Below are 12,462 nucleotides of genomic sequence, written 5' to 3'. Positions count from 1 at the left end.
ACGTCATCGCACCGCATCGGCACAGGGCGGACAGCGGGCCGGAAAGCGGACGGAATGCTGCAGGAATCGGGGGACCGGAAATGAACGAGACGCTGGTGACACTGGTGGGAAACGCCGCGACGGCGGTGGACTTCCGGGAGACGGCCACGGGGCCGACGGCGCGATTCCGGTTGGCGGTGACGCCCCGGCGATGGGACCGGGAGCAGCAGACCTGGACGGACGGCCGCACCAGTTTCTACACGGTGTGGGCGCGGCGGACGCTCGCGGCGAACCTGTCCGGTTCGGTCTCGGTCGGAGAGCCGCTCGTCGTGCACGGCCGCCTGAAGGTGCGCGAGGAGGAGCGGGACGGGGTGTGGAAGACCTCCGTGGACATCGAGGCCGTGGCGGTGGGACACGACCTGACCAGGGGGACGGCGGCGTTCCGGCGCGTCGTCAGAGCCGACCCCGCACTGACGGCGCCTACGCATCGTCAGAAACCAGCCACGGAAATGGCATCGATGTCCTGAAGGGGAGGGGGCGCGCCGAACAGGGCTATAACGATTACGAGTCGGAATGCTTATCTGACGGCATGATGGGGATTCCCGTTCGCTCGGCTCCTTACGATTCCCCCGTACTCATGCGGCACTTGAGTTTGCTGGCGGGGCACCTCCCACACGCGCATCATGCGTGAAGGTCTCGCCCGGAGGGGAATTCTGTGTTTTCTGTGTCTTCAGCATCCACTTCGTCGTCGTCGACGGCGGTGACGGAGGGCTCCATAGGGAGCCGGAGCAAGGGCCGTGGTCTCGTCAGGGTGGCCGCCGCGATGCTGGCCACCGGGCTGGCCGCCGCGGGAACGATCGTCGGAGCGACGGCCGCCACGGCCGCGCCGGCGGACGAGACGGGCCAGCACCAGGGCGGGGCGGTCGCCGTACTGGACGGTCTGAAGACCTACGGCACCGCCCAGCTCAACACCGGTGAGGGCGAGAAGCCCCAGGATCTGCCCGCCGGCCTGTTCGAGATGAAGGTCGACGGCGGCGGCACGATCCAGACGTACTGCATCGACTTCCACACGCCCACCAAGGACGGCGCGAAGTACCTGGAGACCCCCTGGGACCAGTCTTCGCTCGGCACCAACGCGGACGCCGGCAAGGTGCGCTGGATCCTGCAGCACTCCTACCCGCAGGTCAACGACTTCGCGGCGCTCGCCGAGAAGGCCGGTACCGGCCCGCTCGACGAGAAGACCGCCGCCGCCGGCACCCAGGTCGCCATCTGGCGCTTCTCGGACAAGGCCGACGTGACGGCCAAGGACGCGAACGCCGAGAAGCTCGCCGACTGGCTGGAGGCGAACGCCCAGAACGTCGCGGAGCCCAAGGCGTCCGTGGGGCTGTCTCCGGCCGCGGTCTCCGGCAAGGCCGGTGAGAAGCTGGGTCCGATCACCGTCCACACCGACGCCGGGCAGGTCGCGGTGGCACCGCCCGTCGACGCCGCCGCCAGCGGGGTCCAGGTCACCGACAAGGCCGGCAAGCCTGTCACCGAGGCCGCCGATGGCGCCGACCTCTACTTCTCCGTCCCCGAGGACGCCACCGACGGCTCCGCCTCGTTCTCCGTCCAGGCCTCGACCTCCGTGCCCGTGGGCCGGGTCTTCGCCGGACTGATCAAGAGCCAGACGATGATCCTCGCCGGCTCCAGCGAGTCGACCGTCTCCGCGACGGCGACCGCCACCTGGGCCGAGAAGGGTGCCGTCCCGGCGGTGACCTCGCAGAAGAACTGCGCCAAGGGCGGCGTCGACATCACCGTGAGCAACACGGGTGACGAGGCGTTCACCTTCGAGCTCGCCGGCACCGAGCACACCATCCCGGCCGGTGAGACCCGCACGGTGACCGTCCCGGTCGGCGAGGACGAGGCCTACGACTTCACGATCACCGGTCCCGGCGGCTTCAGCAAGAACTTCAAGGGCGTCCTGGACTGCGAGACCGCCGGCACCCCCGCCCCGGGTGACGACGTGACCACCCAGACCGGCTCCGAGCCCAAGCCCGCCGCGAGCACCCCCGCTGCGGAGGGTGACCTCGCCGCGACCGGCGGTTCCAGCGCCACCCCCGTCATCGCGGGTGTCGCCATCGCCCTCGTCGTCCTCGGCGGCGGCGCGGTCTTCCTGCTCCGCCGGAAGAAGCCGCAGACCAGCGGTGAGTGACTGAGCACAGGCGCAGCGGGAATGCGCCGGTGAAGGGCCTGGTACGGACCTCCGTACCAGGCCTTTCGTGCTCCCCGGACCCCTCCGGCCGGGCCGCCCGGCACGGGCCGGGCCCGTACCGGCACCCGGACGGGTTTCCGTCCGGGTGCGGACGTCAGGCAAGATGGGTGTATCTGCCCACACCTCTATTGCTGCCGGACGGTTTCTCTTGGCTGAGTACATCTACACCATGCGCAAGACGCGCAAGGCGCACGGCGACAAGGTGATTCTCGATGACGTCAACCTGAACTTCCTGCCCGGCGCGAAGATCGGTGTCGTGGGACCCAACGGTGCCGGTAAGTCCACGGTGCTGAAGATCATGGCGGGCCTGGAGCAGCCGTCCAACGGTGACGCCTTCCTGTCGCCCGGATTCAGTGTCGGCATCCTCATGCAGGAGCCGAAGCTCGACGAGAACAAGTCCGTCCTGGAGAACGTCCAGGACGGCGCCGCCGAGATCATGGGCAAGCTCAAGCGCTTCAACGAGGTCGCCGAGCTCATGGCCACGGACTACTCCGACGCGCTCATGGACGAGATGGGCAAGCTCCAGGAGGACCTGGACCACGCCAACGCCTGGGACCTCGACGCCCAGCTGGAGCAGGCCATGGACGCCCTGGGCTGCCCGCCCGGCGACTGGCCCGTCAACAACCTCTCCGGCGGCGAGAAGCGCCGTGTGGCGCTCTGCAAGCTCCTCATCGAGGCCCCGGACCTGCTCCTCCTCGACGAGCCCACCAACCACCTCGACGCCGAGTCGGTGAACTGGCTGGAGCAGCACCTCTCGAAGTACGCGGGCGCCGTCGTCGCCGTGACGCACGACCGGTACTTCCTGAACAACGTCGCCGAGTGGATCCTCGAGCTCGACCGAGGCCGCGCCCTGCCCTACGAGGGCAACTACTCCACGTACCTCGACAAGAAGGCCACCCGCCTCAAGGTCGAGGGCCGCAAGGACGAGAAGCGCGCCAAGCGGCTCAAGGAAGAGCTGGAGTGGGTCCGCTCCAACGCCAAGGGCCGGCAGACCAAGTCCAAGGCACGTCTCGCCCGTTACGAGGAGATGGCGGCCGAGGCGGACAAGATGCGGAAGCTGGACTTCGAGGAGATCCAGATCCCGCCGGGCCCGCGGCTCGGTTCCATCGTCGTCGAGGTCGAGAACCTCTCCAAGGCCTTCGGCGACAAGGTCCTCATCGACGACCTGTCCTTCACGCTGCCGCGCAACGGCATCGTCGGCGTCATCGGTCCGAACGGTGCGGGCAAGACCACGCTGTTCAAGATGATCCAGGGCCTGGAGACGCCGGACTCGGGCGCCATCAAGGTCGGCGACACGGTCAAGATCTCGTACGTCGACCAGTCCCGCGCCAACATCGACCCGAAGAAGACCCTCTGGGCCGTCGTGTCGGACGAGCTGGACTACATCAACGTCGGCCAGGTCGAGATGCCTTCGCGGGCGTACGTCTCCGCGTTCGGCTTCAAGGGCCCGGACCAGCAGAAGCCGGCCGGTGTCCTCTCCGGTGGTGAGCGCAACCGCCTGAACCTGGCGCTGACGCTCAAGGAGGGCGGCAACCTGCTGCTCCTCGACGAACCCACCAACGACCTCGACGTCGAGACCCTGTCCTCGCTCGAGAACGCGCTGCTGGAGTTCCCCGGAGCAGCGGTGGTCATCTCCCACGACCGCTGGTTCCTGGACCGCGTCGCCACGCACATCCTGGCGTACGAGGGCGACTCCAAGTGGTACTGGTTCGAGGGCAACTTCGAGTCGTACGAGAAGAACAAGGTCGAGCGTCTCGGTGCGGACGCGGCCCGCCCGCACCGTGCCACCTACAAGAAGCTCACGCGAGGCTGATCGACTTGGCCCGTCACATCTACAGCTGCCCGCTGCGCTGGTCGGACATGGATGCCTTCGGCCACGTGAACAACGTGGTCTTCCTCCGCTACCTGGAGGAGGCGCGCATCGACTTCATGTTCCGGCTGGCGCCGGGGGACGGCTCGCCGTCCTTCGCCGGCGGGTCCGTCGTGGCCCGGCACGAGATCGACTACGTGCGCCCGCTGGTCCACCGGCACGCCCCGGTGACCATCGAGTCCTGGGTCACGAAGATCACCGCGGCATCGCTGACGATCGCCTACGAGGTCAAGGACCCCGAGCAGGTGTACGTACGGGCGTCGACGGTCGTCGTGCCGTACAACCTGGCCGAGGAGCGGCCCCGGCGGATCACCGCCGAGGAGAAGCTCTTCCTGCAGGAGTACCTCGACCAGGAGCCCGCCGTCGCATGACAGTGCCTGTGCGGTCGGCGCGGTTCGCCGACGTGAGGGAGGCGGCCGATCTCGCCGCCTTCCTCGGTCGGCTCCTGCACTACGACCGGGCCGCCGCCGTCCGTCTCCAGGCGGGCGGCGGCGCGCTGGCCGTCTTCGGCCGGCCGCCGTCGTTCGAGGTCCTCGCGATCCGGACGGCCCGGCTGTCCGGGGCGCACGACTTCGACGTCACGGTCTCGGCCGGTGAGCTCCTCGAAGCGCTCGACACGGAAGGGGCCGGCGAAGCGGCCTGCCCCCTGCCCGCGCCCGTCACCGGGCCTCCGTGGGCCGGGCTGCTGCCGCCGCGGAGCGGCTGGCAGGAGCGCCCCGGGCTGCCGGGCCCCGTCGACCTGCGCACCCGGCTCACCGACGCCGTGGCCGAGTTCCGGTCCCGTGACGCGGCGCTGCCCGAGGACCGGCGCACCCGGGCGGAACGCGACCTGATCGGTCACGACATCTGGTCCCGGACGGTCGGGGACACGGAGCTCCCGCTGCGCGCCGTCCATGCCGCCCAGTCCCTCGGCTTCCTCCGCCCGGCGCCCGACTTCCCCGTCGCGCTGCTCACGGCGGGATCCTGGCTGCGGCTGCGCACACCGTTCGGCTCGATCGCGCTGCGCGGCGCGGGCGGTGCCGGCCTCGGCGCGCTCGCCGTGACGGTCGGAACGGCCTGACGCGAAGGGCGTGACGCGAACGGCGTGACCCGAACGGCCCGACCCGAACGGCCTGTTCCGGACGGTTCGCTCCGAACGGTTCGCTCCGAGCGGTTCGCTCCGAGCGGGAGCACCTACTCCTTCGGCGCGTCCGGCCACACCCCGATGTGGTCCTGCTCCAGCTCCAGCATCACCCGGTGCTCCATCCCCAGGGCCTCCGTGTAGTCGGCCGGCAGCTGCAGACGCCCCGCCCGGTCGAGCATCGCGTACTCCCGCGCCACCTGGGACTCCTGCCCCGTCGCCGCGTCCACCTCGGTGCGCCGCAGCACCTCGGACGACGTACGGCCGTCGCGGATCGCCACCGTGCGGCGCACCTCGCTCGCCACCGCCTGGTCGTGGGTGACGATGACGATCGTCGTGCCGAGCTCCTCGTTGGCACGCCGGAACGCGGCGAACACCTGCTCGCCGGTCGCGGAGTCCAGCTCACCGGTCGGCTCGTCGGCGAGCAGCACCGAGGGGTTGTTGGCCAGGGCCACCGCGATCGCCACCCGCTGCTGCTGGCCGCCGGACATCTGGGCGGGGCGGCGGTCGCGGCAGTCCGCGACCTCCAGCATCTCCAGCAACGACTCGGCACGCGCGGCCCGTTCACGGTTCCGGCCGCCGCCACGCAGCTGCATGGGGAGCGTGACGTTCTGTACGGCGGTCAGATACGACAGCAGATTGCGGGAGGTCTGCTGCCAGACGAACCCGACGACGTCGCGGCGGTAGCGCAGCCGCTCCTTCTGCCCCATCGCCAGCAGGTCGCAGCCCGCCACCTTCGCCGACCCGGCCGTGGGGACGTCCAGGCCCGCCAGGATGTTCATCAGGGTCGACTTCCCGCTGCCCGAGGCACCGACCAGGGCCATCAACTCGCCCTCGGTGACCAGCAGATCGAGGCCCTGGAGCGCCTGCACCTCCACGCCGTCCGTGGAGAAGATGCGCACCAGCCGGTCGCAGGCGATCAGGGCGTCGTGCCCGTACGAGGGCCGGTCACGGCGCGCCGCGGCCCGTCGTTCGAGTTCCGCCAGGGTGGTCTCTGTCGACGATGTCACCGGGTGTCTCCTGCCCTGAGTTCCTTGATCGATCCACGACGGCTCGCCCACCACGCCTGGACGCCGGCCACGGCGGCGGCGAGGACGACCACCCCGGCCGCCGGGAGCGCCAGCGACAGGATGTCGGCCCGCAGCGAAGCGGTGTAAGGCGTCGAGGGGTCGCCGCCGGCCAGTGCCAGCGCGCCCAGATCGACGCCCGGTGCCAGCAGGGCGATGGTCGCCCAGCCGACGAGGAGCCCGCCGAACGCGGCCAGCAGCGCCTGCGGCATCGCCTCGAACGCGAGCAGCCGCCTCCCCTGCCGCGTCGTGAGCCCCATGGTGCGCAGCCGGGCCAGGAGCGTGGTGCGTTCCGGGGCGGTCTGCAGCAGGGAGAGACCCACGGCGAGCAGCGCGTATCCGGTGCCCGCCACGACCGCCGCCCCGTAGATCCGTTCGGCGCCCGACTGCATCGGGGTGTCCACGAACCTCTCGCGCTCCGCCGAGCGCAGCCGCACCCCGAACTCCGGCCCCTCGTCGCGCGCGGCCGCCGTCAGCCGGCGCCCGTCGAGCGAGGAACCGGTGACCAGCAGGGTCGTGGGATCCGGCTGGGCGAGCCCCTTCGCGTCGACGATCAGGAACTCGGAATCGCTCACGGCGGAGGTGCGCGTCAGCACCCCGGCGACCCGCACCCTGATGTCACCCGCCTGCGACCGGATGGTGTGCGGCCGCTCGCCGAGCCGCTCACCGAGCCCGGGCGAGACGAGCGCGGGAAGCACCTCGTCCTGCCTCGGCCCGCTCTCCAGCGTGGCCACGGGGAAGGCCGGCAGCCCGGTGCCGCGCGCCAGTCGCGCGTACGACTCCGGCTCGACGCCCATCAGCGTCGCGCGCTTCGTGTCCGACCTGACGTCCAGGCCGGCCGCCAGCGGGGTGCCGTACTCGATGCGCACGGGGGCGACGTCCTCGACGCCGTCCACCGCCCGCACCTCACGGACGAAGCCCTCGGAGAGGGGGGAGAGCCCGCCCTCCGCGCTGATCCGGGCGTCCGCGCCGACGGCCCGCAGCGCCGCCTCGTCACGGGCGTCCGCGACCCCCGCGAGCACCGAGCCGCCGAACGCGGCGGTGGTCAGCGCGATCAGCAGGGCCAGCAGGGGCAGCGTCCCGCTCGACGAGGCCCTGCCCGCACGGGCCAGCGACAGGAAGCCGACCGCACCGCGCAGCCGCGCCACCGGGCGGGCCGCAAGGCGCAGCGGCAGCGGATACAGCCGTACGAGTACGAGCGCGGCGATCAGCCCCACCAGGACGGGCGCGGCACTGACCAGCAGATCGGCGCCGGAGCCCGTCGACGTGCCACGGCGGCGCAGCGCGGCGACGGCGCCGACCGCCAGGACGAGCAGGGTCAGTTCGGCCACCGTACGACGGCGGGTGGGCCTGGCGTCCACCATGTCGTCGCGGGCTCCGTGCAGCAGCGGCCTGCGGTGGTGCAGGGCCGTGCGGAGCGGCAGCATCAGGCAGACGAGCACCGCGACGGCGGCCGCACCCGCCACGGCGGGCAGCAACCGGGCCTCGCCGACGAGGAGGACGGCCAGCAGCAGCCCGAGAGCGGCAGCGGGGAGCACGGCCACCGCCGTCTCGGCGAGCAACCGCCCGCCGATGCCCCGCAGCGAGCCGCCCCGGGAGCGCAGCAGGGCCAGTTCGTGGTGGCGGCGCGCGCCGATCAGCCCGCCCGTCATCAGCAGGACGACGGCGGCCACCGCGCCGATTCCCACGGCGGCCACCGTGACCACGGGGCCGATGGCGGCGCGCATCGCCGTGTACGCGTCGAGGATCGCGTCCAGGTCCGTGGTGAGCGTCGTGTTGGGCCCCACCAGTGCACGCAGCTTCAGCAGCGCCGGGCCGTTCTCCAGCCCGGCGACCGCGTCGCGAAGCCGGGGGACGTCGGCCGCGGTGAGTCCGGAGGGGTCCGGGGCGAGGCGCCAGTACAGCTCGGGCTCGCCCATCGTGTCGAGCAGCGCCGGCCCGGTGCCGGGCGGCAGGAGCAGCGTCCCCGTCCAGTAGAGGACCGGCGTCGGGGAGCCCGGGTCCTGCATCAGGGACGGGGCGCGGTAGAGGGGATCGACCGACCAGTAGCCGCTCTTCGGGTGCAGCGGCGTCACGATGCCCGTGACGCGTACGGTGAGCGGCTTGCCGCCCTGGGTGGGCACCGTGAGCGTGGAGCCCGGCTTCATCTTCAGCTCCGCCGCGGTCTCCTCGGTGACGGCCGCCTCCACCTCACCGGCGGCTGCGGTCACCTCGCCGTGGGAGGCGGGCCAGCGCCCGGCGGCCAGCTCGCTGTGCTCGCCGAGCGCCGACGGCACGGCGTAGTGCAGCTGGGGAGGCATCGCGTTGGGACGGGGCAGCCAGGCCTCCTCCGCGACGATCGGCTTCGTGGTGTGCACCCCGTAGGAGGAGAGGGGGAGATCGGCCCGCACGGGGTCGGGAAGCGCCTTCACCAGCGCGCGGTCGATCCCGGCCAGGGACTTCTCCCGCATGGCCTGCTCCCGCACCGGACGCGGCGCGGCGAGCGAGGGCGGCGGCGTGGCCACTTCGAGCACACTCTGCCCGGGCGCCGCCGTCGTGACGTCATGGCGCAGCGCCTTCGTCTCGTACGCGTCCACGGAACGCGGGAAGGCGGCGGCGAGGAAAGCGGTCAGGAACACCAGGACCGCGAGGGCGGCGGAGATACCGGGGGCCGTGCGCAGCCGCGTACGCACCCAGGGGGCGCACGCGGCGGGGATCTTGGCGGCGTTCATGTCAGTTGTCCCCCTGGTGGCGCAGCGACACCGCGGGATCGGCGCGGCGCAGTGTGATCGCGGCGACGGTCAGCAGCGGCACCGCGGCGACCGAGGCGAGCAGGACCGCGACCTGTCCGGCCGGCAGCAGCACCAGTACGTCCGGCACGGGCCTCGCGGCCTGCCCGGTCAGCACGACGAGCGGTACGACGGCCCTGGTGAGCAACGCCCCCAGGGCGAGCCCGATCAGCAGGGCGAAGGTGATCAGGACGCCCTGTTCGGCGGCCGCGGTCCGGGCCAGCCGTCGACGAGGTGCGCCCAGCGCGCGCAACACCGCGAACTCGGCCGCCCGTTCGCGCTGCGAGCCCACCAGGCCGACGGCGAATCCGACCGCCGCCAGCGCGGCCGCCACCACGGCGACGGCCAGCAGCGCGGACTGCGGCCCCGCCCCCAGCGGGTCGTCCGCCAGCTCCCGCGCCACCTCGTCGCGCACCCGCACCTGTGCCGGATCGGTGCCCGGCAGCGCACGCAGCCCCGCCGCCACCTTCGGGCCGTCGCCGGGGGCGGCGCTCAGCCACCATTCGGTGGGCACGAGGGTGGCACCCGCCCGGTGGGCGAGCACCTCCGACACGGCCTTCAGGTCCAGCAGCAGGCTGCCGCCCGGCTTCGTGGACGACTCCTCCGAGGCGCCCTCGGGCACACCGGCGGACGCCCCGGGGCCGGTGGTCGGGAGCTGCCGCACCGACTTCACCAGCTTCACCCGGACCGTGTTGCCCGCCAGCGTGAGGTCGATCTCCTGCCCCGGCTTCGCCCCCGCGTACGTCAGATACGCGTCGGTGGCCACCGCCTTCAGCACGGGGGCCGCGGGACGGACGGCGGTGATCCGGAGGGTGTTCACCGGGTCGCCGTAGGAGCCGCCGTCGGGGCGCGTGTAGCCGGTCCCGTATCGGAAGGCCGGTGACGGGCCGGAGCCCGTCACTGCCTCGGGCGTCTCTCCGGCTTGCTCCTCCGTGGTCACCCCCGCCTGCCAGCGCACTCCGACAGAGCCGGAGACCGGCTGCTTGCCGCCGCCCGTGGTGAGTGCCCTGAGCCTGGTCACGGCGACCAGCCGCTCCTCGGAGCGGCTCTCGGGCACGTCCCCGTCCAGCTCGAAGCCGGTCACCGCCAGCTCACCCGCGGCGGACACGGGGAACGACACGCTGTGCGCGCGGCCGTCGACGGGCACGGTCCCCGCCCCGATCCGGTACCCGACGCCGTAACGGTCCTCCAGCAGCACGTTGACCAGCGCCGTCGAGGAGGACGGGGACTTCCCGCCGGGCGCCGAGGTGTCACGGACCCGGAGATCGAACAGCACCCGTTCGCTGCCCTCGGGCAGGACCACCCCGGTCCGCGCGGTCCTCGGCGGCGCGATCGCGTCGAACAGCTCCTGCGGAGACGTGCCGGACAGGTCCTCCCGCATCAGCATCCGCTCGTCCGCGTGCGCGGTGTCCAGGGCGAGGACCTCGGCGGTCCGGCCGCCGGAGAGATCGGCCGTCGTACGGAAGGCCGGAGCCGCCTCCCGTACGCCCGGAAGATCCGTGTAGGCGGCGGCCTTCGACGGGTCGCCCGACAGCGTTCCCACCATGCGCACCGACGCGCCCGACCTGAAGTCCGCCTGGTCACCCTGCGAACGGTCCCAGGACGCGCTCTGGCCGATGGCCAGCATGCCCATCGCGACCGACAGGACCAGCAGCAGCACAGGGCCCGCGCCCCGGAGCGGCCGACGGCTGAACTGCCAGCCCGCCAGGGCCGCGGACAGCCCCCGCCCGCCCGCCGCACGGCGCTCCGCGAGCCGGGCCGCGGGCGGCAGCAGACGCAGAGTCAGGACGGTGCCCGCGAGCAGGGCCAGCGCGGGAGCGGCGACCAGCAGCGGATCGATGCCCAGGTCACCCTCCCGGTCGCCGCTGAGCGCACCGCTCCCGGATGCCCCGGTCTGCCGGTCCAGCTGCCAGTACGCCACCCCGGCGATCAGCAGCAGTCCGATGTCGGCGCCCGCCCGCACCGGCGTGGGCAGCGCCGCGGCCCGGGTGCCACGGCGGCCCCCAGCGCCCGCCGTGAGGGCGGGTGCGACCACGGCCAGCGCGCACACCAGCGCGACGGCGCCCGCCACCAGCCAGACCGTGCCGTCCACCCCGCCGTCGAGCCGCAGCCCGATCCTGCCGAGCTCGCTCCGGGCCGCGAGCAGCCGGGTCAGCGGACCGGCGAGCAGTGGCGCGACGACCGCGGCGGGCACCGCGAGCAGCAGCGCCTCGATCGCGGCCAGGGAGGCGATGCGGCCCCTGGACCCGCCCCGGGCCCGCAGCAGTTCGGTCTCGCCGCCACGCTCGGTGCTCAGCAGCCGGGCCACGAGCAGCAGGGCGTACCCGGCGAGCAGGACCAGCTGCACCGCGACGATCATGATCGTGGAGCGGGACACCAGCAGGGCCCGGTCGATCTGGTCGATGACGGTCGGCAGCGAGGTCCGCACCGTGGCACCGTCCCCGAAGACCGGGGAGGCGGACAGCGCCTTCGGCCCGTCCGTCGACGCCCTGCGCAGCGCCTCGGTCCGGCCGGTCGTCACCGTACGGAAGTCGGCGGCGGCCAGCCAGGACACCGGACCGGCGCTGACCCGGCCGGAAGCGAGCACGGCGGGGTCGGCCAGCAGGGGGCCGTACGTGGTGAAGACGACCTTGCGGGCGCCGCGCCCGCCGAGCGGGTCCAGCTGCCAGTACGGGTCGTCCAGATCGGCCGGCTCGTAGAGGCCGGTGATCTCGACCGGCAGCGACGTCTCCTTCAGCCGGTCGGTGAGGGTGAGGCGGGAACCCGGCTTCAGCTTCAGCGCCTCGGCGGCGGCGCGGGGCAGCGCGACCCGCACACCTTCCTTCGCGTCAGCCGCCCCGGCGTCCGGCAGGCGCCCCGCGGTGAGACGGATCCGGCTCCGGTCGAGCGAGGCGAGATGCGTCAGATCGGGCTCGTCGCGCCGCGCGGCGGGCGCCTGGAGACCGTCCGGCAGCGCGTACGACCCCGAACTCTCCAGCTTCCGTACGGTCACCGGAAGCCCGTCGAAGGTGTCGCGGGCCGCCCGGCGCACCTCGGCGTCGGCCTCGCCCCGCTGCTCGCGGTCCACATCGGCGGAGACGAGGAGCGAGGCCTGCGCGGCGGAACGGTGGGTGAGCGTGTGCCGTAGCGCGGCGTCGCCTATGGAACCCGAGAACGCGGTGAGCGCGGCCAGCACACAGGTGGTGAGCAGCACGGCCAGGACGGCGGCGGCGAGCAGGAGCCGGTGCGCGCGCACCCGCAGAAGGACGAACCCCGTCACCTGATCCCCCGAACCCTCAGCAGCCGCACGCCTCGCACGCCCCCCGGCGTGTACCGGATGCTTTCAGAGTGCACGGGCTCCTGGAAACCGCTTGTGGGCGCACCTTGACGCGATCGTGACCGTTATGCGGCTCTGGAGTACCGGATTC

At 72.5% G+C, this 12,462-nt stretch carries 8 protein-coding genes; 5 read left to right on the top strand and 3 right to left on the bottom strand.

All coding sequences use genetic code 11. From position 1 onward, the window contains the following. The first annotated feature begins 80 nt into the window (after nt 1–80). The 5 genes from OG379_RS13695 (at nt 81) to OG379_RS13675 (ending at nt 5,160) form a co-directional block, all read left to right on the top strand. Nucleotides 81–506: a single-stranded DNA-binding protein gene (locus OG379_RS13695; protein ID WP_405662471.1), complete on the top strand. Its 426-nt coding sequence runs from the start codon at nt 81–83 to the stop codon at nt 504–506. A 188-nt stretch (nt 507–694) separates the two neighbouring features. Continuing rightward, nucleotides 695–2,170, top strand: coding sequence for a Cys-Gln thioester bond-forming surface protein (locus OG379_RS13690; protein WP_405662469.1), 1,476 nt, complete (start codon nt 695–697; stop codon nt 2,168–2,170). 208 nt (nt 2,171–2,378) lie between these two features. Further along, entirely contained in the window at nt 2,379–4,043 is a 1,665-nt protein-coding gene (ettA, locus tag OG379_RS13685; RefSeq protein ID WP_104785750.1) for an energy-dependent translational throttle protein EttA, read from the top strand. A 5-nt stretch (nt 4,044–4,048) separates the two neighbouring features. Then, nucleotides 4,049–4,471: a thioesterase family protein gene (locus OG379_RS13680; RefSeq protein ID WP_362926592.1), complete on the top strand. Its 423-nt coding sequence runs from the start codon at nt 4,049–4,051 to the stop codon at nt 4,469–4,471. Beyond that, entirely contained in the window at nt 4,468–5,160 is a 693-nt protein-coding gene (locus OG379_RS13675; RefSeq protein WP_405662467.1) for a hypothetical protein, read from the top strand. Before OG379_RS13680 ends, OG379_RS13675 begins: the two co-directional genes overlap by 4 nt. Nucleotides 5,161–5,273: 113 nt before the next feature. On the opposite strand, the gene OG379_RS13670 is transcribed toward OG379_RS13675, so the two are convergent. Genes OG379_RS13670 through OG379_RS13660 form a run of 3 tightly spaced genes read right to left on the bottom strand, consistent with a single transcriptional unit; the run spans nt 5,274 to nt 12,314 of the window. Next, nucleotides 5,274–6,230 (bottom strand): ATP-binding cassette domain-containing protein, encoded by a 957-nt coding sequence (locus tag OG379_RS13670; RefSeq protein WP_405662465.1) that lies wholly within the window; start codon nt 6,228–6,230, stop codon nt 5,274–5,276. Next, complete coding sequence (locus tag OG379_RS13665) at nt 6,227–8,998, bottom strand: FtsX-like permease family protein (protein WP_405662463.1); 2,772 nt, start codon at nt 8,996–8,998, stop codon at nt 6,227–6,229. Before OG379_RS13665 ends, OG379_RS13670 begins: the two co-directional genes overlap by 4 nt. Before the next feature lies 1 nt (nt 8,999). Beyond that, nucleotides 9,000–12,314 (bottom strand): FtsX-like permease family protein, encoded by a 3,315-nt coding sequence (locus OG379_RS13660; RefSeq protein WP_405662461.1) that lies wholly within the window; start codon nt 12,312–12,314, stop codon nt 9,000–9,002. Nucleotides 12,315–12,462 lie beyond the last annotated feature (148 nt).

This window comes from Streptomyces sp. NBC_01166, assembly GCF_045039765.1.
Lineage (GTDB): Bacteria > Actinomycetota > Actinomycetes > Streptomycetales > Streptomycetaceae > Streptomyces.
The sequence above is the reverse complement of the archived record's forward strand: the minus strand, read 5'-3'. Positions and strand labels throughout refer to the sequence as shown.

Excerpts from the sequence above, each read along its gene's own strand:
- OG379_RS13665 (WP_405662463.1), bottom strand. The coding sequence starts at position 8,998 with ATGAACGCCGCCAAGATCCCCGCCGCGTGCGCCCCCTGGGTGCGTACG.
- OG379_RS13695 (WP_405662471.1), top strand. The coding sequence starts at position 81 with ATGAACGAGACGCTGGTGACACTGGTGGGAAACGCCGCGACGGCGGTG.
- OG379_RS13675 (WP_405662467.1), top strand. The coding sequence starts at position 4,468 with ATGACAGTGCCTGTGCGGTCGGCGCGGTTCGCCGACGTGAGGGAGGCG.